Below are 21389 nucleotides of genomic sequence, written 5' to 3' on the forward strand. Positions count from 1 at the left end.
CTAGAATGAGCGCCGAGTCAAACGACCCCAATGAATTCGACAAGTCAAGGAAAGCCCGTGAATCCGGTTCAGACCACGTTCCAGTACGGTTCGAGTACCGTCACCCTAGAAACCGGGCGCGTTGCGCGCCAAGCCACCGGCGCTGTGCTGGTCACCATGGACGACACTGTGGTGTTGTGTACCGTGGTCGGCCGCAAGGATCTCAAGCCCGGCCAGGATTTTTTCCCGCTCTCCGTGCACTACCAGGAGAAGACCTACTCCGTGGGCAAGATCCCGGGTGGCTTCTTCAAGCGCGAAGGGCGTCCGACCGAGAAAGAGACGCTGACCTCGCGTCTGATCGACCGACCGATCCGCCCGCTGTTTCCGAAAGGTTTCATGAACGAAGTGCAGGTCATCTGCACCGTACTCTCCGCCGATCGTAACCAGGACCCCGACATCGCCGCGATGATCGGCACCTCCGCGGCGCTGGCGATCTCCGGCCTGCCGTTCAGCGGTCCCATCGGTGCGGCGCGTGTCGGCTTCACGGAATCACGTGGCTATTTCCTCAACCCCACGGTCGAGGAACTGGACACTTCCGAACTCAACATGGTCGTGGCGGGTACCGACAAGGCCGTGCTGATGGTCGAGTCCGAAGCCCAGGAGTTGACCGAAGACGAGATGCTGGGCGCGGTGCTCTACGCGCATCAGGAAATGCAGGTCGCGATCGATGCGATCAAGTCTCTGGTCAGTGAAGCCGGCAAGCCGAAGTGGGACTGGCAGCCGGCCGCCGCCAACGTGGCGCTCAAGGAAGCCGTCGCCGGCAGCTTCGAGTCCGCCGTGGGCGAGGCCTATCGCATCACCGACAAGATGGCGCGCCAGGATGCGCTGGCCGAGATTCGCGCCAAGGCGATCGAGCAGCTGGCCAGTGGCGACGCGCCGCAGTTCAGCGCCGATGAAGTCAGCGGTGCGCTGGCCAGCCTCGAGAAGCACACCGTGCGTCGTCGCGTCATTGCCGGCGAGCCGCGTATCGACGGTCGCGATCACAAGACCGTGCGCCCGCTGGACATCAACGTCGGCGTGCTGCCGCGCACCCACGGTTCGGCGCTGTTCACCCGCGGCGAAACCCAGGCCATCGTCGTTGCCACGCTGGGTACGCTGCGCGATGCCCAGTTGATCGAGTCGCTGGAAGGCGAGCGCAAGGATCGCTTCCTGCTGCACTACAACTTCCCGCCGTACAGCGTGGGCGAAGCCGGCTTCATGGGCGGTCCCAAGCGTCGCGAGATCGGTCATGGCCGTCTGGCCCGACGCGGTATCCAGGCGATGCTGCCGAGCGAAGCGGACTTCCCCTACACCATTCGTGTCGTCTCCGAGATCACCGAGTCCAACGGTTCCAGCTCGATGGCTTCCGTGTGCGGCTCCTCGCTGGCGCTGATGGATGCCGGTGTGCCGATCAAGGCGCCGGTGGCCGGTATCGCCATGGGCCTGGTCAAGGACGACGATGGCTTCGCCGTGCTGACCGATATCCTGGGCGACGAAGATCATCTCGGCGACATGGACTTCAAGGTGGCCGGTTCCGCCAACGGCGTGACCGCGCTGCAGATGGACATCAAGATCGAAGGCATCAACGAAGAGATCATGGAGACGGCGCTGCAGCAGGCGCACCAGGCTCGTATCGAGATCCTCGACAAGATGAATGCCGTGATCGCACAGAGCCGTAGCGAGGTTTCCGACCACGCGCCGGCGATGCAGACGATCAAGATCTCGCCGGACAAGATTCGCGACGTCATCGGCAAGGGCGGTGCAACGATTCGTAGTATCTGCGAAGAGACCGGCGCCTCGATCGATATCGACGACGACGGCACCGTGCGCATCTACGCCGAAGACCGTGCCGCGGCCAAGCGCGCCATCGACACTGTGCTCGGGATCACCGCCGAAGCCGAAATCGGCAAGCTCTACCGCGGCAAGGTGGTGCGTCTGGCCGACTTCGGTGCCTTCGTCAACTTCATGCCGGGTACCGACGGTCTGGTGCACATCTCCCAGATCGTGCCGGAGCGCGTCAATGACGTGAAGGAGTATCTGAGCGAAGGCCAGGAAGTGACCGTCAAGGTGCTCGATATCGACAACCGCAATCGCGTGAAGCTGTCGATCAAGGAGATCACGCCGGAAGAGAAGGCTGCCTTCGAAGCGTCGCTCGCGATCGAAGAGTAATTCTTCGGCGCTAACCGAAACGCCCGGCCTGCATCACGCAGGCCGGGCGTTTTTTTATGCTGCGCTCATGCCGTAACGGTTCGAGGACGTAACGTGGGCAGATGACGCTTGAGCTGTCGCGAGAATGCCTTCTCCACGAACTCGTAGCTCAGCCAGGAACAGACCGCGATGACGGGCAGACAGATTGCCAGCGCCAGATAGGGGCTGAGCCCGAACTGTTCGGTCAGCACATAGTTGCCCGACCACAGCACGATCACGTGCAGCAGGTACGTCGAGTAGGACCAGTCTCCCATCACCTTGAAGATGCGGTTGTCACCGATGCGGGATTCCAGCCCGATGAAGGCGATCACCAGCAGTGCGCTCGGCAGGCCCCAGGCGAAGAACCGCGTAGCCCCGGCAGGATCGTTGTAGCAGAGAATCGTCGCGGTGCTGGCGAGCGCCAGCGCGATCGGCCACCAGCGCCCGCCGGGAATGCCGTAGCGCGAGTAGACGGCGCCGATCCCCAGCCCGAGCAGGAACTGGAAGATGATCGGATCGGTATAGAAGTTGCTGATGAACGGTTGATGCGCGAATAGCGTGTTGATGACCACGATGGCCAGCACCACGGCCCACAGTCGCCACTCGCGTTTGAGCACCAGCGAGGCGGCGAAGACGACATAGAACAGCATCTCGAAATTGAGCGTCCAGCCCACCGGCAGAATAGGGTAGTAGCCGTAGCCGGCAGGATTTTCCGTCGGGATGAAGAACAGCGACAGCAGCAACTGCTTCAGGCCCAGGCCATACTCGGGCATGACGTCGCTGGCGAAGTAGATGACCAGCGCGGTAATGGCAGTATAGAGCCAGTAGGCGGGAACGATGCGGACGACGCGATGCAGCAGAAACTGCGGCATCGTCAGCCGTTTGCCGCGACTCGAGACGTAGATGACGAAACCGCTGATGACGAAGAAGATATCCACACCCACCTGACCACGGGTGGAGAACAGGTACTCGACCCAGTTGTCGGCCTCGAAGCCGAAAAACACCTGCATGAAGTGGTGAAACACGACGATCCACGCCGCCAGAGCTCGTAGCGCCTGTACCGAAATCAGCATCCCTACTCATCCTTGCCATGAACTCCCAAGACGCACTATGGGAAGGATAAGAAGGAAAAAAGTTCGCTGAATTTACACAAAATAACAAAACGGTGTTTCGATTCGATAGGGCCGGCCATGAGGCGGCAGCCAGCCGGCCCTCGATCGAAGCGTTTACAGCTTGCGCAACGCGACCTGTTCCACCAGATGATCGTGACCCTTGCGCAGGATCAGATCGGCCCGGGGGCGCGTGGGGAGAACGTTCTCGCGCAGGTTGCGACGGTTGATGTCCCGCCATAGCCCTTCGGCGATCTCGAGCGCTTCCGCTTCCTCGATCTGGGCGTAGCGGTGAAAGAACGAGTCGGTGTTCTGGAAGGCGGTCTGTCGCAGCAGCTTGAAGCGTTCCAGGTACCAGGCGTGAATATGGTCCTCCTCGGCATCGATATAGATCGAGAAATCGAAGAAGTCCGACACGAACGGCACCATCTTGCCGTCTTCCGGGAGATCGCGAACCTGCAGCACATTGATCCCCTCGACGATCAGAATGTCGGGGCGGTCGACCGTCTGGTATTCGTGCTCGCGTACGTCATAGGTCAGGTGCGAATAGAGCGGTGCCTGGACGTTGCGGGCTCCCGCCTTGATCCAGGAGAGAAAGCGCAGCAGGGCGCCGATATCGTAACTCTCGGGAAAGCCCTTGCGCGCCATCAGTTCCTTGTCGCGCAGTATGGCGTTGGGGTAGAGAAAGCCGTCGGTCGTGACCAGGTCGACCTTGGGGCTGGAAGGCCAGCGCGCCAGCAGCTCCTTGAGAATGCGCGACGTGGTGGACTTGCCCACGGCGACGGAACCGGCGATGCCGATGATGAACGGCGTCTTCTGGGTGTCGTCGATGTCCAGAAAGCGCTTGCGCTGGGCGTAGAGCCGCTGGCTGGCTTCGACGTAGGAAGAGAGCAGGCGCGACAGCGACAGGTAGATCCGCCGGACTTCGCCCAGATCGATCGGATCGTTGAGCGAACGCAGCCGCTGCAGTTCCTCGGCGGAAAGCGTCTGTGGCGTGTCGGCGCGAAATTCGGCCCACTGCTCGGCCGTGTAGAACTGATACGGAGAGAAGGGGTCCGGTCTCAATTGGTTCATCGGGTCTCTTTCACTGTCGTGCCGGCGGCGTCACCTGAACGCTGCAGGGGCTAGGGTCTGTTGACGTTTCAGCGCGAACCGCGTTGCTGCGCCAAATGGCGCCAGGCCAGATACGGGATGCAGAGAAGGGGGTTCCCTTTTCCAATCCCGTAACGCCGCATGACGCCATTTGCCGCGCAACCCGAAGGGCCGGGCCAGTTTTTGCACGGTGCTGCGTTATTCGTCGTTCATTTGAAATGGCCAAACTACTCTCCTCATGTCTTGCTCCGCGCAAAAACTGGCTCCGGCGCGGCCGTGCATGAAACGTCAACAGACCCTAAAGATCGGTATTGTCGACATCCGTGACAAATTGTCTCAGCTGCATGGGCTGAATGCCACGCGTATCGACCGCGCCCTGTTCGACGAAGCCCAGGCGATGATAGAGATCGATCGCGGGCTGGTTATCGGTGAAGACATTGAGCGTGACGTGCTCGGCGCGACGCTGCCGTGCTTCCGCCAGTAGCCGGCGACAGAGTGATTCGCCCAGCCCGCGGCGCCGATGGGCTGGCGAGACGATGATGCGGGCCAGATGGTAGTGGCGCTCGCCCTTGATGACGAGCTGGCCGAAGGCGACCGGCTCGCGTTCCGCGACGAGGCAGAACGAAGGCAGGCCGCCGCCATCGATTTCCCGCCACAGCGTGGGGCCGTCCGTCGGCCACGACAGGCCGGGTCCGGCCCAGCGTTCGAGAGCCTTCGATGACTCGACCCATTCGGCGATGGGCGTCAGGTCCGTCGGCAAGGCCGGCCGCCAGTGCATGTCAGCCATGGCGCGTGCCGGCTTCAGGGGAGGGAAGCGTGACGGCGAGGTTGTCGATCAGGCGTGTCGAGCCGAGATGGACCGCGCCCAGCAGCCGGCCTTCGTCATGCCTGGCAGCGTCGAACGGCGCCAGCGACGGCCCCCTGAGCTCCAGGTAGTCGAGCCGAAAGCCGGCCTCCTGCAGCGCTTGCCCGGCTTCCGCCAGGGCGGCAGCGGGCGACTGGCCCCGGGCCAGCGCGTCGCCACAACGTGACAGCGTTCGGTAGAAGGTGGGTGCCAATGCCCGGTCGCTAGAGGAGAGATAGCCGTTGCGGGAGGAGAGCGCGAGGCCATCTTCGGCACGAACGGTGGGGACGCCGACGATCTCGATCGGGAAGTGCAGATCGGCGACCAGCTTGCGGATCACCGCTAACTGCTGGAAGTCCTTCTCGCCGAAACAGGCGATATCGGGCTGGACGAGATGAAACAGCAGGGAAACCACCGTGGCGACGCCATCGAAGTGACCGATACGGGTGCCGCCGCAAAGCCCCTCGGAGACATCGGGCACGTGAACCTGGGTCTGCGTTTCCAGCCCGTTGGGGTAGAGCGTCTCGACGGCGGGGGCGAACAGCAGGTCGCAGCCGCGCGCCGTCAGCAGCTCGCGGTCACGGTCGAGCGTGCGCGGGTACTGGCCGAAATCCTCGCCGGCTCCGAACTGTAGCGGATTGACGAACAGCGTGGCGACCACGACATCGGCCAGCGATCGTGCCCGGTCCACCAGCGTCAGATGGCCTTCGTGCAGATTGCCCATGGTCGGTACCAGCGCGACGGATCGCCCCGCCATGCGGTGCTCCTGCAGCTGCTCGCGCAGCGGCGCAATATCGTGCAGCGTCTGCATCAGAAACAGTGCTCCTCGGCCGGGAAACGGCGGGACTTGACTGCTTCGTCATAAGCGCGGAACGCGGCTTCGATGCTCTCCTGGCCCGCCAGGAAGTTCTTGACGAAGCGAGGCACGTAGCCGCTGTTGAGCCCCAGGGTGTCGTGCATGACCAGAATCTGGCCATCGACGTCCGGCCCGGCACCGATGCCGATGACGGGCACGCCGACGGCCTCGCGCACTGCACGCCCCACGGCCCGGGGCACGCATTCGAGCAGGATGACGGCGGCGCCGGCTTCCACCAGCTGGCGCGCGTCCGCGACGATACGTTCGGCATCGTCGGCTGCCTTGCCTTGCACCTTGAAGCCGCCGAGCTGATGAACGCTCTGCGGCGTCAGGCCGAGATGGGCGCAGACCGGCACGCCGCGACGGGAGAGTTCGCGAATGCCTTCGGCCATCCACGCCTCGCCCTCGATCTTGATCAACTCGGCGCCGGCGCGCATCAGTTCGCCGGCATCACGCAGCAACTGGCCGATATTGGCGTTGCTCATGAACGGCAGGTCGACCATCAAAAGGCTTCGCTGCTTGCCCCGCGCCACACACGCCGTGTGATAACGAATGTCCTCGAGCGTCACCGGCAGGGTACTGGCATGGCCTTGTAGCACCATGCCCAGCGAATCGCCGACCAGCAGTACATCGATCCCGGCGGTATCGGCACAGCGTGCCAGGGTGGCGTCGTAGGCGGTCAGGCAACTGAAGGCTTCACCACGAGCCTTGCAGTCGCGCAGCGTATCGAGGGTAACGCGCTTCATGCTCTCTACTCCCAAGAACGACTAGTCCCGCTCGCTGACAGAGCGTCCATGTCGCAGTGGTAGGGATGGGCGGCGACATGGCGCCCCCGCAATGGCAATGCGGAGCAGAGTGTAATGGGTTGTCGACAAGACGCAACACGACGTTGGCGGCAAGTGAGGCCCATGACGTTGGATTCAGTCGTTCAACCGATGCAGCGTCTGGTCCGTGAGGCGTGCGGCAAGCGCCAGCGGCGTTTCGCCATCGAGAGATAGCGTCGGAGCGATTTCGGCGAGAGGCTCGAGCACGAACCGGCGACGCGACATTTCGGGGTGAGGAAGCGTCAGGCGTGGCGTGTTTCGCTGTAAGCCCGCGTACCAGAGGAGATCCAGGTCCAGCGTACGCGGCCCCCAGTGGCGCTCGCGTATCCGTCGATGACGCTGTTCGAGCGCCTGGAGCTGATCGAGCAGCGCCAGCGGTGAAAGCCGGGTACGGATGGCGGCAACGGCGTTGATGAAGTCCGGCTGATCCTGAGGACCGATGGGGGCGCTGGCGTAAAGGGAGGAGTGCGCGACGCATTCGCTCAAGGGCAGCGACGCCAGGGCCGAGAGCGCTCGCTCGAGCTGATCCCGTGGCGCTTCGAGGTTGCTGCCCAGGCCGATGTAGGCCAGGGCATGATGCTCGCGCTCAATCATCCAGCGTCGGTGGTGTCGGCTTGTTGGTCGGACGCCGGCGTTTGCGCGGACGGCGTCGGCGCGGCTTGGGGGTCGGCCCGGCCGGATTGCCGCCATCGGTATTCGCCAGCAGCTGGCGCTGACCCTCTTCGTTGGCCTGCTGGAATTCGGTCCACCATTCACCGAGCCCCGGCGCCAGTTCGCCGGCTTCCTCTCGCAGCAGCAGGAAGTCGTAAGCGGCGCGGAAGCGGGGATGCTCCAGCGTCTGGAAGACTCGACGGCCTCGGCGGCGGGGCAGCTGCTGCTGGAGATCCCAGATATCGCGCATCGGCATGCTGAAGCGCTTGGGGATCGAGGTGTGCTGCAACTGGCGGCTGATGACCTGTTGCGCGGCGGCCTGCTGGGCCGGGACTGCCGGCAGGTCCTGCTCGTGGGCGACACGCAGGGTGCGTTGCTGTACACAGGGCCACAGCAGGGCGCCGAACAGGAAGGCGGGTGTTACCGGGCGCTCCTGAGCGATACGGGCATCGGTATTGGTCAGTGCCTGCTCGATGAGCTTGACCGCCCAGGGATGCTCTTCGAGAACCTCGTCGCTTTCCGGGAACAGCATGGCGAACAGGCCGTGTTCGCGCAGCACCCGGAAACTCTGCACCGCATGGCCGGAGAGGAACAGCTTGAGCACTTCCTCGAACAATCTTGCCGGGGGGATCTGCAAAAGCAGCGGCGCCAGCTCGCGAATCGGCGCTTCGGTCTCTTCGGCAATGCGGAAATCGAGCTTGGCGGCGAAGCGCGCGGCTCGCAGCATGCGTACCGGATCTTCGCGATAGCGCGTCTCCGGGTCACCGATCAGCCGGAGTACGCGGTCTTCCAGATCCTGAAGGCCGCCGGTCCAGTCGTGAATGGCAAAGTCGGTGACGCTGTAATAGAGCGCATTGACGGTGAAGTCGCGACGAATCGCGTCCTCTTCGACGCTACCCCAGACGTTGTCGCGTAGCAGCAGACCTTCATCCGACTGCTGGCTAAGGTTGCCGGTATGCTCTTCGCCGTGGCGGCCGCGGAAGGTGGTGACTTCGATGACTTCGCGGCCGAAACGCACATGAACGATACGAAACCGCCGGCCGATGATGCGCGAGTTGCGAAACAGCTGGCGCACTTCGTCCGGCGTGGCATTGGTGGCGACGTCGAAATCCTTGGGGCGGTTGCCGAGCAGCGAGTCGCGAATGCAGCCGCCGACCAGGTAGGCGTCGTAACCGGCGCCGTTGAGCCGGTAAAGCACCTTGAGCGCGCTCTCGCTGAGGTTCTGGCGCGAGACATTGTGTTCGTCGCGAGGCAGGACTTGTCGGGTGGGCGTAGTGTCTTCGGTCGCTGACGCGGATTCCGGGCCGAAGAGCGTCTTCAAACGTTCACCGGGACGCTGGAGAAAACGGGAAAATCCTTTGAACATGCGGCGAAATCGACTCGCAAGGTAGCAAAACTCCAGTGTAGCGGAGCCCGGAAGGCTTGCAAAGGCAGCGAGGTCCGCGTCTTTGCCCAGGCTGCCGGCTTTGCGTCGCCAAGGTGGTCATGGAGCAGGCGACAGTAGGTCGCCACGGAACGGACGATAGTAGATAGTAAAAGGGGAGGCCCGATGGGCCTCCCCTTAAGATACTTCGCAACGTCCATGCCGCTTCTTCTTGTTCGTGATGGCGCATCGCCTTGAATACGCACCACAGTCGCTGAACGATAGTGCAGTCACTGGCTTGTCGTTGTCAGCCTTGCTGTGTAGCGACCACCTCGTATTCAAAACAATAATCCAACCACGACAGGCAATGCCCTTTCTCGGTTCTTGTTGTTGTTCCGAGAAGTCTTCGGATCACGGGGAGGCTTGTTGTTGTTGCCCCGTCGATGAAGAGCGTCGCGTCCTGATTTTGCGTCGGCTCGAGAACGATTGTTGTTGTTCGTGTTCTCGTTCGCACCTGGCTGATCTTGTTGTTGAGCCAGTGGCGATCTGCCTTCCTAGTTCGAGTGCCATGTTGTCGTTGTTATGGGCACTTCGGGAATCTCGATCGACGGTTGTCGTTGTTGGGGCCGATCGTCATCCGCTGTTGTTTTTCTTGTCTTAGTTACTGCACTTGCCGTGCCACTCCGTATTTTTCTTATTTATATCAATAACTTGAATTCATCCGGTTGTGCCAATGCCATGGGGTGAGCCGGGTCATGACGGGTCCGATGATTCATGAAAGGGCATCCGAGACCGATCATGCCTATTTGTGGTGCATCCCCCCACGGCGCAATGGCGACAGGGTGGCGCAAAACGGCGCGATTTTCGCTTAGACAATAGTCTTCAATCGAAGGGTGAAGTGGCTTTCAGCGGTCTGGAGCGAGGACGTCGGTTGCGATGGAGACATGAAAAGCCGCCTGGATCAGCGATAGTCGCGGGTCGGCCTTGCTGACAGCCTCTCGGGCGCCCAGTGTTGGCAGGCATGTGCCAGTTGCTGGGAAACCGGCGCCTCGCGCAGCTCGGATGGCGGCTGCTGGTCCAGCAGCTGTAGCGCCCGGTGAAGCAGCGGAGGGGCCAGCTCGGGCTGATGGGGGATGGCGGTCGCAAGATTCTGCTTGGAGAGTTTCTGGCCGTCCTCTCCCAGAATCAGCGGCAGGTGCAAATACCGTGGTTCCGGATACGCCAGTGCCGTCTGAAGCTGACGCTGCCAGGGAGTATTGTCGAGCAGATCGTAGCCGCGAACGATATCGGTAATGCCCTGATCCGCATCATCGACCACCACGGCGAGCTGATAGGCCCAGAGGCCATCCTTGCGCTTGATGACCACGTCGCCCTGAAGCGTCGGGTCGTGGCACTGGTAGCCGAACAGCCGGTCCTGCCAGATCACCGGTTGAATGCCCTTGTCGGTGCGCAGTCGCCAGGCCTGCGGGCGTTCGGGATGCCGTGGACCCTGGCGACACCAGCCCGGATAGTGGCCGTAATCCTGCCACTCCCGGCGCGAACAGCCACACGGATACGCCATGCCGTCGGCGACCAGCCGATCCAGCGCCGCCTGGTACGCCTCGCCACGATCGCTCTGGTAGCGGACTTCGCCGTCCCACGTCAGGCCGAATGCTTCCAGTTGGCGGCGAATGATGTCGTCGGTGCCGGGCGGGCAGCGTGGCGGATCGATGTCCTCGATTCGCAGCAGCCAGCGGCCGCCGACAGCCCGGGCGTCGAGCCAGCTACCCAGGGCGGCGACCAGCGAACCCAGGTGCAGTGGCCCCGAGGGCGTGGGAGCGAAGCGTCCAATGTAGCGTTGGGGGGAGATCATGGATGTCAGCGGCAATCGATATCCAGAGGGGAAAAACAAAACGGGCACCGATGAGGGTGCCCGTCGTATGGGACTGCGTCCGGAACGGCTGCTCAGCCGCCGAGCTGCTTCTCCTTGAGCTCGGCCAGAGTCTTGCAGTCGACGCACAGGGTGGCGGTGGGGCGCGCTTCGAGACGGCGGATGCCGATCTCGACGCCACAGGCTTCGCAGAAACCGTAATCGTCTTCGTCGATCTTCTCGATCGTTTCGTTGATCTTCTTGAGCAGCTTGCGTTCGCGATCACGGGTACGCAGTTCCAGGCTGAAACCCTCTTCCTGCGTGGCGCGATCGGCAGGGTCGGCGAAGTTGTTGGCCTCTTCCTGCAAGTGGCGAACCGTACGGTCGACTTCTTCCATCAGATCCTGTTTCCAGCCCAGGAGGATCTCACGGAAATGCGCAAGTTGCTTTTCATTCATATACTCTTCACCCGGCGCCGGCTGGTACGGGGTGAATTGGCTAGGCGCTTCCGTTTTCTTTTCCGCTACTGGCATGGGGGCTGCCTCGTTACGCAAGTGTCGTGACGCGTTTGATCTGGCCGAGAATCGGCCGGGGCAGCGTCTGCCACTGCCCGAAGCCATGCTTATTTAGCGAAAAAGCGGCCAATTTGCAACCAAATGGACGCTTTATTTTTCTCATCCCCGGCCGGAAATTCGGGAGTCGAGCCGTGCTCTCCGGTATGCGCCGGCAGCGCCCCGCCCCTTTGATGAACCGGCTCTTCCGAGCCTCATGCTTTCTGGATCGACACCGTATGCGCTATCCCGCTCTCGTCCCTGGCGTCCTGTTGCGACGCTACAAGCGATTCCTGGCCGATATCGAACTCGAGGAGGGGCGCGAGGAGGTCGTGGCGCACTGCCCCAATACGGGCTCCATGCGAGCCGTCAACGTGCCGGGCTGTCGCGTATGGCTTTCCGAGAGCACCAATCCTGCCCGCAAGCTGGGCTGGACCTGGGAATTGATCGAGCTGCCCGATGGCAAGGGCGGCGTCGAGTGGGCGTCGGTACATACGGGGCGGACCAATGCGCTAGTGGAAGAAGCGCTGCACGACGAGATCATTCCGGAGCTGGCGGGCTTTGACGAGCTCAAGCGGGAGGTCGGCGTCGAGGGTGCCAGGCTCGATTTCCGGTTGCGGGATGCGAATGCGCGCGACACTTTCGTCGAGGTCAAGCAGGTCACGCTCAAGGAGAACGACGGCCATGGCTATTTCCCCGACTCGATCAGCGAGCGGGGCCGGCGTCATCTCGAGGTGCTCGCCGAACTGGTCGACCAGGGGCACCGTGGCGTCCTGCTGTTCTGCGCGGCACACACGGGCATCGACGATGTGGCACCGGCGGCGCATCTCGATCCGGCCTATGCGCAAGCGCTGCGAGCGGTGGCCGCCCGCGGGGTGGAGGTGCTGGCTTATGGCTGCCGGGTGACATGGGCCGAAGGGCGACCCGGCGCGATGACGCTGGACCGCCGGTTGAACGTGGACCTGGAGCGATGCTGGCCCGGGAGCGAGGTCGAATCGCGCTAACGTCCGCGGCGGACACGGAAGATCGCCGTTTCGCCGAACAGATTGGGCCAGAGCCGCGATGTCCAGTGGCCCTCGTGGTCGGCGCTGCCGACCGCTTCGTCGACGATGGTGACGCCCTTGTCGCGGCACAGACTGGCGAAGTCCTGAAACGTCGACAGGTGGATGTTGGGCGTGTCGTACCAGGCGTGCGGCAAGGAGCGCGAAACCGGCATGCGACCGCGGAAGGTCAGGTGCAAACGATGCTTCCAGTAGGCGAAGTTGGGGAAGGCGATGATGCACTCCGGGGCGACCCGCAGCATCTGGTCGAGCATGGTGTCCGGTCGACGCAGTACCTGTAGCGCCTGGGTCATGATCACCAGATCGCAGGCATCGTCGACGAAGTTGCCCAGGCCGTCATCGAGGTTCTGTTCGAGCACGCTGACGCCCTTGCCCAGGCAGGCGGCGATGCCGTCGGGGTCGATCTCCAGCCCATAGCCGGTAACGTTCTTGTGGCGAGCCAGCGCCGCCAGCAGCGTGCCGTCACCGCACCCCAGATCGAGAACGTGAGCGTTGCTGGGAACCCAGTCGTAGATCAGTTGAAGATCCGCACGCATCAGGCTGTCTCCCCGGTGATGTCGGCGTGGACACGCCGCATGTAGCTGCCGAAAACCGCTTCGTACTGGTCGTTGGGTAGCAGGAACGCATCATGGCCGTGGGGCGAGTCCACATTGACGTAGCTGACCGCCTTGCCCGCTCGCAGCAGGGCGTTGACCAGTTCCCGCGAGCGCGCCGGCGCGAAGCGCCAGTCGGTGGTGAAGCTGACGACCAGGAACGGGCACGTCGCCGGCGCCAGCGCTGCCGCCAGGTCGCCATCGTGCTGCCCGGCAGGGTCGAAGTAATCCAGCGCCTTGGTCATCAGCAGATACGTGTTGGCATCGAAGCGGGTCGAAAAGGTATCGCCCTGATGACGCAGGTAGGACTCCACCTGGAACTCCACGTCGTAGCCGAAATTCAGTTGATCGCTGCGCAGGTCGCGGCCGAACCGCGACCCCATCGAATGCTCCGACAGATAGGTGATATGGCCGATCATCCTGGCCAGTTTCAGGCCGAGCTTGGGAATCGCATCGTGGTCCGCATACCAGCCGTCATGGAAATCCGGGTCCGAACGGATCGCCTGTCGCGCCACTTCGTTGAAGGCGATGTTCTGCGCCGACAGCCTTGGCGTGGCCGCGATGACCGCGGCGTTGGCGACGCGCTCCGGGTACGCGATCGTCCATTGCAGCGCCTGCATGCCGCCCAGACTGCCGCCGACGACCGCAGCGAAGCGCTCGATGCCGAGCTGGTCGGCCAGGCGCGCCTGGCTGTGGACCCAGTCTGCCACTGTCATGACCGGAAACGTGGGCCCCCACTGATGGCCGGTCTGCGGGTTGATGCTGGCGGGGCCGGTGCTGCCGTGGCAGCCGCCCAGGTTGTTGAGCGAGACGACGAAGAAGCGATCGGTGTCGATCACCTTGCCGGGGCCGATATAGGCGTCCCACCAGCCGGGTTTGCGCTCGTCGACGGTGTGGTACCCCGCCGCATGATGGTGGCCGGAGAGCGCATGACAGATCAGAACCGCATTGCTGCGGTCGGCATTGAGTGTGCCGTAGGTCTCGTAGACCAGCTCGAAGCGTTCGAGCGTCTTGCCGCAGGCCAGGGCCAGCGGCGACTCGAACGCGGCGATCTGCGGTGTGACCAGACCGACGGAGTCGGCGGGGAAGGAAGCGGACATGAAACGGAATAGTCTCCAGGTTCAACCAGGACTCACGATCAGGACTCACGATCGATAGCTATCGGTGCGTCCGCACGCCGCCAGCTGCGATCCGGCAATGACCCGGACGTATCTGGCCGGATCATTGCCGAGTGTATCGCTGACGGCGGTAACGGCGGGCGAGCGCTAGAAGCCGACCAGGGCGCCCGGCAGGCCGGCAGCGCGCGCCAGCGAGCCTACGACGACGCTGTCGAGCAGATTGATGGCGATGAACACCACGATCGGCGACAGGTCGATCATGCCCAGCGGCGGAATCACGCGGCGCACCGGCGCCATGATCGGCTCGACGATCTGCATGACCAGCAGCGCGCCCGGATGGTTGGCGCGCGGTGCCACCCAGCTCAGGATGATCATGATGATCAGCGCGAAGAAGTAGATCTTGAGAATCGCGTTGAGCACGCCGGCTATCCCCGCCAGCAGCAGGCCCTGAAGCGGGGGCATGCCGAAGCCGGCGATCTGGAAGACGGCGATGATCACGATGACCTTGAGCAGAAAACCGACGAACAGCGTGGCGATATCGATACGGCCGACGGGACGCAGAATCCTCTGGACCGGCGCGACGACCGGCTGCGTTGCCTTGACGATCCCCTGGCTCATGGGGTTGTAGTAGTCCGCCTGCGAAAATTGCAGCAAAAAGCGCAGCATCAGCACAAACAGATAGATGTTGACCAGCGTGTTGACCAGCATCAGGCCGGCGCTTCCGAGGTTACTGCCCATGACTTTCTCCTAGTTACTTGTCCGCCAGCTCACGCGACAGCTCGCGGGCGCGTTCGGCGCAGGCTCGAGTGGCGCGACCCACGATATCCGCCAGGCCCGCTTCCTCGAATGCCTGGATCGCACGCTCGGTGGTGCCGTTGGGGGATGTGACGCGTCGGCGCAGTTCGGCGGGATCGAATTCGCTCTCCCGCGCCATCTTGGCGGCGCCGAAGGCGGTCTGCAACGCCAGCCGGCGAGCGCTCTCGGCGGACAGGCCCAGTTCGACGCCGGCTGCTTCCAGCGATTCCATGAACAGGAAGAAGTAGGCCGGGCCGCTGCCGGAAATGGCGGTGACGGCTTCGATCTGAGCTTCCTGCTCGACCCATTCGACCAGGCCTACCGATTCCAGCAGTTCGGTGGCGAGTCGGCGCTGAGCATCGCTGACCCGATCGTTGGCGTAAAGGCCGCTGGCACCCGCACCGACCAGCGAAGGCGTGTTGGGCATGCAGCGGATCAGGGCCAGGCCGCCGCCCAGCCAGCGATCCAGCGTCGCGGCGTCGAGCCCGGCCGCCACCGAGACGATGAGCGGGCGACGCGCCTGGACGGATTCGCGTAGCGACAGGCAGAGGTCGCGCATCATCTGCGGCTTGACCGCCAGCACCACGACATCGGCCTCTTCGATCGCGGCCAGATTGTCCTGCATCGTGCGGATGCCGTAGCGCTGACTGATGGCGTCGCGCTTTTCCTGACTCCGCGACGTGGCGACGATGGCCTCGGCGGGATAACCGCTGTCGAGCATGCCGCCGAAGATGGCGCTGGCCATGTTGCCGGCGCCGATGAAGGCGATACGGCTGGGCTGGGGCGAGTCGGTCATGGCAGATCCTTGAGAGTAGTCCTGTCGGTCTAAGAAGAGGCGGGCATCGATACCCTCAGCTTCTGAAAGGGGGGCGGCTGCCGAAGATGGCGGTACCCAGGCGAACGATGGTGGCACCCTCCAGGATGGCGGCTTCCAGATCGTTGCTCATGCCCATCGAAAGCGTGTCCAGGGGCGCGTCGGGGAAGCGCTGCTGCAACTCGGCCAGCGCGCTGGCGACCTGGCGAAAAGCGTGGCGCTGCTGCTGCGGATCGTCGCTGGGCGCAGGCAGTGCCATCAGCCCGCGCAGGCGCAGGTTGGGCAGCGACAGCAGCGACTCGGCGAGTGCCGGCAGGGCAGCGAGGTCGACGCCCGACTTGCTCGATTCGCCGCTGACGTTGAGCTGCAGACAGACATTGATGGCCCCCAGTTCGGCAGGGCGCTGCTCGGAAAGGCGGCGCGCGATCTTCTCGCGGTCGACCCCATGCACCCAGCTGAAATGCTCGGCCACGTCGCGAGTCTTGTTGGATTGCAATGCGCCGATGAAATGCCATTCGATGTCGTCGAGATCGGCCAGCGCCTGCTGTTTTTCCAGCGCTTCCTGCAGATAGTTCTCGCCGAAGGCGCGTTGACCGGCCATATAGGCCTGACGCAGCATGTCTGCAGGTTTGGTTTTGCTGACAGCAAGCAGGCGGGCGGCGTCGTTCGGGCGATCGGCCGCGGACAGCGCAGCTCGAAGGCGCTCGCGGGCGCTTGAGAGAGACTCGGACACCGAGGCTTCTGGCATACTGTATGAAGACCTTACGCAGGGGATCGAATAAAAACCCATGGATATTACCGAACTGCTGGCGTTCTCGGCAAAGCAAGGCGCCTCCGACCTGCACCTTTCGGCGGGATTGCCTCCCATGATACGGGTCGACGGTGACATGCGTCGTCTCAACGTGCCGGCGCTCGACGACGGCCAGGTACGTCGTCTGATCTACGACGTCATGAACGATCGACAGCGCCGCGACTTCGAAGCCGCGCTGGAAACCGACTTTTCTTTCGAAGTCACCGGTGTATCGCGTTTTCGTGTCAATGCGTTCACGCAAGGGCGCGGCGCCGGCGCGGTCTTCCGTACCATTCCCAGCAATGTCATGACGCTCGACGATCTCGGCCTGGGGGATGTCTTCCGCCGGTTGTCGATGCTGCCGCGCGGCCTGGTACTGGTGACGGGGCCGACCGGCAGCGGCAAGTCGACGACGCTGGCGGCGATGATCGACTACATCAACAGCAATCGCCAGGAACACATCCTCACGATCGAGGACCCGATCGAATTCGTGCACGAGAGCAAGCGCTGCCTGATCAACCAGCGAGAGGTGCATCGCGATACCAAAGGCTTCGCGCCAGCGCTACGGTCGGCGCTGCGCGAGGATCCGGACGTCATCCTGGTGGGCGAGCTGCGAGATCTGGAAACCATTCGGCTTGCATTGACGGCGGCCGAGACCGGGCATCTGGTGTTCGGCACCCTGCATACCACCTCGGCGGCCAAGACCATCGACCGGATCATCGATGTATTCCCCGGCGACGAGAAGGGCATGGTGCGTTCGATGCTGTCGGAATCTCTGCAAGCGGTGATCTCGCAGACGTTGCTCAAGCGCGAGGGCGGTGGCCGTGTCGCGGCCCACGAGATTCTTGTGGCCACCTCGGCGATCCGCAATCTGATTCGGGAAGGCAAGGTCGCGCAGATGTATTCAGCGATTCAGACGGGCGGCGGCCTGGGCATGCAGACACTGGATGCGGCGCTGTCCCGATTGGTGACGGATGGTGTGGTAACGCGCCAGGAAGCCCATGCCAAATCGCGTGCCGGGCTCGATCAATGAGTTCGTGCCCCGGAAGCCGGTATCAGGACATGACATGACCCCCTCTCAATGGTTTGAACAACTCCTCGACATCATGCTGGCCAAGCAGGCTTCGGACCTGCTGATCTCTACCGGTGCGCCTCCGTGTCTGAAACTGGATGGCAAGCTGGTGGCGCTGGGCGATGTGCCGCTGCAACCGGATCAGGTACGTGAGCTGGTCGCCATCGCCCTGCCCCAGGGGCGTCGGGAGGCGTTCGAGGCGGAGCACGAAGCCAATTTCGCTCTGAGCCTGAGCGGCAAGGGGCGTTTTCGCGTTAGCGCCTTCTTCCAGCGCAGCCAGCCGGCAATGGTCGTTCGGCGGATCGCTTTCGATATTCCCGATCTCGAATCGCTGGGGCTGCCGGAAGTGACGGGAACGCTGGCTTCCATTCGACGCGGGCTGGTGCTGGTGGTCGGCGGGACCGGCAGCGGCAAGTCGACGACGCTGGCGTCGATGATCCAGCACCGCAATCGGACGGTCGGCGGTCATATCATCTGTATCGAAGATCCCATCGAATACATGCACCCGCACCAGCGTGGCATCATCAATCAGCGGGAAGTGGGTATCGATACCGAGTCCTACGAAGTCGCGCTGAAGAACGCCCTGCGCCAGGCTCCCGACGTGATCGTGATCGGCGAGATCAGAAGCCGCGATACCATGGAGCTGGCGCTCAGCTTTGCCGAAACCGGGCATCTCTGTCTGGCCACTTTCCATGCCAACAACGCCGACCAGACTATCGAGCGCGTTCTCAGTCTGTTCCCGCCGTCCCGGCAGGAGCAGATCGGGATGGACCTTTCGCTCAACCTGCGCGCCGTGGTCGCTCAGCGGCTGCTGCCGCGTCAAGACGGCTCCGGGCGCTGCTTGGCGACCGAGGTTCTGCTCAAGTCCCCCTTGATCAGCGAATTGATCCGGCGCGGTGAGGTGGGGGAGTTGAAGGACCTGATGCGGCGCTCCCGCGAGCTGGGCATGCAGACCTTCGACCAGGCGCTCTATGAACTCTATCGGCGCGGGGATATCAGTGAGGGCCTGGCGCTGGCCCATGCCGATTCGGCCAATGACCTGCGCATGCTGATCAAGTATGGCGAGCGCCATCTTCTCGGGGATCGAGGGGACGATGGCACACGATTTTCACTGGTCGACGATCAGTAGCGTCCGGTCTCTTCCCACGCGCTACCGGCTCAGGGCGCGTAGATGCCGCCCAGAACGCGTGGGCCGCTGGCACCGGTAACCTCCGGCAGATTGCCTGGCAGGCGTTGTATCCGTCGCCAGGCCAGCCACGCGAAAGCGCCGGCTTCCAGCCAGTCGGCCGACCAGCCGAACGCATCGCACTGGCCTATCGAGACGTCGGGAAGATGTATCGCCAGACGCTGCATCAGATGGCGGTTGCGCGCGCCGCCGCCGCAGACGATCAGATCCGTGCGATCGGGCTCGATGAAGGGATGCGCGGCCTGCGCGACGCTGACGGCGGTCAGCTCGGCCAGCGTGGCCTGGACGTCGGCCGCCGCTTCGTGCCCGGATAGCCGTGTTTCCACCCAGCCGAGATGAAACAGCTCCCGCCCGGTGCTCTTGGGCGGTGTGGCGGTGAAATACGGCTCGTCCAGCAGGCGCTCGAGCAGATGGCGGTCGACGTTGCCGCTGGCGGCCCAGTTGCCGTCTTCGTCGATCGGGCCGCCTCGATGCCGGGCGTGCCAGGCGTCGATCAGCAGGTTGGCCGGCCCCGTGTCGAAGCCGATGACCGGCAGCGATGCGCCCGAAGGACCCAACCGCGTCAGATTGGCGATGCCACCTAGGTTGAGGATCAGCCGGGTACGGACGGTGTCGGTAAACAGCGCCTGATGAAAGATTGGCGCGAGCGGCGCTGCCTGGCCGCCGGCCGCCATGTCGCGGCGGCGGAAATCGGCAACGACCCGGCAACCGGTCAATTCGGCCAGGCGACTGGGATTGTCGAGCTGGTAGGTAAAGGGGGCATCTGCGTAGGGGGCGTGCTCGATGGTCTGGCCGTGGCTGCCGATTGCCGTGATGGCATCGGGTGTCAGGCCGTGGCGCTGCAGCAGCTGACGCACGGCTTCGGCCTGATGGTCGCAGAACGCACTCTCCGCTGCTCCCAGGGCGGCGAAGCTCACCTGCGATGCCTGGGTCAACTCGAGCAGCGCCGTTCTGAGTTCGGCGGCCAGCGGTAGACACAAGGCGTCGATCAATCGCGGGCGTTGGTCGCTCTCGTCATCGATCTCTACCAGTGCCGCATCGATGCCATCCAGGCTGGTGCCGGACATCAAACCCACGAACAGTGACATGAAGCTCTTCCTCGTCGTTGTGAAGCAGTGGCGTGAAGCGGTGACCTGACGTCGCGGCACGGTCCGGTGTGGCTCAACGAATATCAGAGACTCATGCTAAGATTGCCGCCTTTCAAGCTCGATAGCGTTGGTAATGGAGACGGATACGATGGCCGAGGTCGATGAAGCGCTGGCGCTGATCAAGCGCGGCACGCAGGAGATTCTGATCGAAGATGAGCTGGTGAAAAAGCTCGAATCCGGTCGCAAGCTCCGTATCAAGGCTGGCTTCGACCCCACGGCCCCGGATCTGCACCTGGGGCATAGCGTACTGTTGACCAAGATGCGCCAGTTCCAGGACCTTGGCCACGAGGTGATCTTCCTGATCGGCGACTTCACCGGCCGGATCGGCGATCCCACCGGCAAGAACGTCACCCGCAAGCCGCTCACCGAGGAAGAGGTCAAGACCAACGCCCAGACCTATCGCGAGCAGGTCTTCAAGATTCTCGATCCCGACAAGACCGAAGTGCGCTTCAACGCCGAATGGTTCAGCGAGATGTCGGCGGCCGACATGATCGAGCTCGCCGCGCAATCCACCGTGGCGCGTATGCTGGAACGCGACGACTTCGAAAAGCGCTATCGCGGCGGTCAGTCGATCTCGATTCACGAGTTTCTCTATCCGCTGGTGCAGGGGTACGACTCGGTCGCGCTGAAGGCAGACATCGAGCTGGGCGGCACCGATCAGAAGTTCAACCTGCTGATGGGCCGCGAAATCCAGAAGCATTTCGGGCAGGAGCCGCAGGTGGTCATCACCATGCCGTTGCTCGAAGGGCTGGATGGCGTGCAGAAGATGTCCAAGTCGCTGAACAATTACATCGGTGTCGACGACACGCCGGGCGTGATGTTCAACAAACTGGTGTCGATGCCGGACAGCCTGATGTGGCGCTACTTCGAACTGCTGTCGCTGAAGTCCAACGAGGAGGTCGAGGCGATCCGCCAGGATATCGAGCAAGGCGCCAACCCGCGCGACATCAAGATGCTATTGGCGCGGGAGCTGATCGCCCGCTATCACGGCGAAGAAGCGGCCGCCAATGCGCACAAGGCCGTGGGCAACCGACTGGCGGAAGGTGAGCTGCCCGAGGACTTGCCGGAAGTAGAGGTCGATTTCGAAGGCGCGGCGCAGGCGCCGATTGCTGCCGTGCTCAATCGCGCCAACCTGACCAACAACAGCGCCCAGGCCAAGGACATGCTCGGCAACGGGCGGGTCAAGGTGGATGGCGAGGTCGTCGCCAAGGACACCATGCTCGAAACCGGCAAGAGTTACGTGATTCAGGCAGGCAAGAAGCGGTATGCCCGCGTCACCCTTGGCTGACGCGAATTGCTGATGCCGCTGAAACGCCAGCCCCGCGCGGGCGTTGTCGTTTTTGCCGGGCCGTGTTTTGACCGAATGCGCAAAAAGTGACAAACAACACTTGCCAAGCGGGCCGCTGGTCCGTAAAGTACGCATCCGCTGACGCCGAGACAGGGTTTCGGAGGCAGCGGAGAAGAAAGC

20 protein-coding genes are annotated in these 21389 nt (G+C 63.1%); 5 read left to right on the forward strand and 15 right to left on the reverse strand.

Annotated features, from left to right (window positions below; genetic code table 11):
- The first annotated feature begins 57 nt into the window (after positions 1-57).
- On the forward strand, positions 58-2187 hold the full coding sequence (gene pnp, locus DOM32_RS15470; protein ID WP_157957091.1) for a polyribonucleotide nucleotidyltransferase: 2130 nt from the start codon (positions 58-60) through the stop codon (positions 2185-2187).
- 65 nt (positions 2188-2252) lie between these two features.
- Here pnp and DOM32_RS15475 read toward each other — a convergent pair whose 3' ends face one another.
- The 9 genes from DOM32_RS15475 to dksA all read right to left on the reverse strand — a co-directional run bounded on the left by DOM32_RS15475 (position 2253) and on the right by dksA (position 11326).
- Positions 2253-3278, reverse strand: a complete 1026-nt coding sequence (locus DOM32_RS15475) for an acyltransferase family protein (RefSeq protein WP_110636056.1) — start codon at positions 3276-3278, stop codon at positions 2253-2255.
- Positions 3279-3431: 153 nt separating this feature from the next.
- Positions 3432-4388: a type I pantothenate kinase gene (gene coaA / locus DOM32_RS15480; protein WP_110636071.1), complete on the reverse strand. Its 957-nt coding sequence runs from the start codon at positions 4386-4388 to the stop codon at positions 3432-3434.
- Between the two features lie 316 nt (positions 4389-4704).
- Complete coding sequence (locus tag DOM32_RS15485; RefSeq protein ID WP_110636075.1) at positions 4705-5193, reverse strand: GNAT family N-acetyltransferase; 489 nt, start codon at positions 5191-5193, stop codon at positions 4705-4707.
- Positions 5186-6061, reverse strand: coding sequence for a pantoate--beta-alanine ligase (panC, locus tag DOM32_RS15490; RefSeq protein WP_110636077.1), 876 nt, complete (start codon positions 6059-6061; stop codon positions 5186-5188). The genes DOM32_RS15485 and panC overlap by 8 nt, the downstream gene beginning before the upstream one ends.
- Positions 6061-6852: a 3-methyl-2-oxobutanoate hydroxymethyltransferase gene (panB, locus tag DOM32_RS15495; RefSeq protein ID WP_110636080.1), complete on the reverse strand. Its 792-nt coding sequence runs from the start codon at positions 6850-6852 to the stop codon at positions 6061-6063. Before panB ends, panC begins: the two co-directional genes overlap by 1 nt.
- A 174-nt stretch (positions 6853-7026) precedes the next feature.
- Positions 7027-7524 (reverse strand): 2-amino-4-hydroxy-6-hydroxymethyldihydropteridine diphosphokinase, encoded by a 498-nt coding sequence (gene folK, locus DOM32_RS15500; protein ID WP_110636083.1) that lies wholly within the window; start codon positions 7522-7524, stop codon positions 7027-7029.
- On the reverse strand, positions 7517-8947 hold the full coding sequence (gene pcnB, locus DOM32_RS15505) for a polynucleotide adenylyltransferase PcnB (protein ID WP_110636086.1): 1431 nt from the start codon (positions 8945-8947) through the stop codon (positions 7517-7519). Before pcnB ends, folK begins: the two co-directional genes overlap by 8 nt.
- A gap of 958 nt (positions 8948-9905) precedes the next feature.
- Positions 9906-10796 (reverse strand): tRNA glutamyl-Q(34) synthetase GluQRS, encoded by an 891-nt coding sequence (gene gluQRS / locus DOM32_RS15510; protein WP_110636105.1) that lies wholly within the window; start codon positions 10794-10796, stop codon positions 9906-9908.
- A gap of 92 nt (positions 10797-10888) precedes the next feature.
- Positions 10889-11326 (reverse strand): RNA polymerase-binding protein DksA, encoded by a 438-nt coding sequence (gene dksA / locus DOM32_RS15515; RefSeq protein WP_071232323.1) that lies wholly within the window; start codon positions 11324-11326, stop codon positions 10889-10891.
- 257 nt (positions 11327-11583) lie between these two features.
- Between dksA and sfsA the strand changes: the two genes are divergently transcribed.
- Positions 11584-12348, forward strand: a complete 765-nt coding sequence (sfsA, locus tag DOM32_RS15520) for a DNA/RNA nuclease SfsA (protein ID WP_071232322.1) — start codon at positions 11584-11586, stop codon at positions 12346-12348.
- Here the strand turns inward: sfsA and metW are convergent.
- The 5 genes from metW to DOM32_RS15545 all read right to left on the reverse strand — a co-directional run bounded on the left by metW (position 12345) and on the right by DOM32_RS15545 (position 16473).
- On the reverse strand, positions 12345-12941 hold the full coding sequence (gene metW / locus DOM32_RS15525; RefSeq protein ID WP_110636089.1) for a methionine biosynthesis protein MetW: 597 nt from the start codon (positions 12939-12941) through the stop codon (positions 12345-12347). The genes sfsA and metW overlap by 4 nt on opposite strands.
- Positions 12941-14098 (reverse strand): homoserine O-succinyltransferase MetX, encoded by a 1158-nt coding sequence (gene metX, locus DOM32_RS15530; RefSeq protein WP_110636091.1) that lies wholly within the window; start codon positions 14096-14098, stop codon positions 12941-12943. Before metX ends, metW begins: the two co-directional genes overlap by 1 nt.
- A 165-nt stretch (positions 14099-14263) precedes the next feature.
- The gene (locus DOM32_RS15535; protein WP_071232319.1) at positions 14264-14854 is read right to left on the reverse strand and encodes a YggT family protein; all 591 of its coding nucleotides are present in this window, start codon (positions 14852-14854) and stop codon (positions 14264-14266) included.
- A gap of 13 nt (positions 14855-14867) precedes the next feature.
- A complete protein-coding gene (gene proC, locus DOM32_RS15540; RefSeq protein WP_071232318.1) occupies positions 14868-15707 on the reverse strand; it encodes a pyrroline-5-carboxylate reductase in 840 nt (279 codons plus the stop codon).
- Between the two features lie 55 nt (positions 15708-15762).
- Positions 15763-16473, reverse strand: a complete 711-nt coding sequence (locus DOM32_RS15545; RefSeq protein WP_071232317.1) for a YggS family pyridoxal phosphate-dependent enzyme — start codon at positions 16471-16473, stop codon at positions 15763-15765.
- A gap of 40 nt (positions 16474-16513) precedes the next feature.
- On the opposite strand from DOM32_RS15545, the gene DOM32_RS15550 reads away from it, so the two are divergent.
- Together DOM32_RS15550 and DOM32_RS15555 are read left to right on the forward strand one after the other, a co-directional pair.
- Complete coding sequence (locus DOM32_RS15550; protein ID WP_071232316.1) at positions 16514-17548, forward strand: type IV pilus twitching motility protein PilT; 1035 nt, start codon at positions 16514-16516, stop codon at positions 17546-17548.
- A gap of 34 nt (positions 17549-17582) precedes the next feature.
- On the forward strand, positions 17583-18716 hold the full coding sequence (locus DOM32_RS15555) for a PilT/PilU family type 4a pilus ATPase (protein ID WP_110636093.1): 1134 nt from the start codon (positions 17583-17585) through the stop codon (positions 18714-18716).
- A gap of 29 nt (positions 18717-18745) precedes the next feature.
- Here DOM32_RS15555 and DOM32_RS15560 read toward each other — a convergent pair whose 3' ends face one another.
- Positions 18746-19861 carry an anhydro-N-acetylmuramic acid kinase gene (locus DOM32_RS15560; RefSeq protein ID WP_110636095.1) on the reverse strand — a complete coding sequence of 372 codons (1116 nt, stop codon included), beginning with the start codon at positions 19859-19861 and terminating at the stop codon, positions 18746-18748.
- 148 nt (positions 19862-20009) lie between these two features.
- Between DOM32_RS15560 and tyrS the strand changes: the two genes are divergently transcribed.
- Complete coding sequence (tyrS, locus tag DOM32_RS15565; RefSeq protein WP_071232488.1) at positions 20010-21209, forward strand: tyrosine--tRNA ligase; 1200 nt, start codon at positions 20010-20012, stop codon at positions 21207-21209.
- Positions 21210-21389: the final 180 nt, after the last annotated feature.

The organism is Salinicola salarius (genome assembly GCF_003206135.1).
GTDB lineage: Bacteria > Pseudomonadota > Gammaproteobacteria > Pseudomonadales > Halomonadaceae > Salinicola > Salinicola salarius.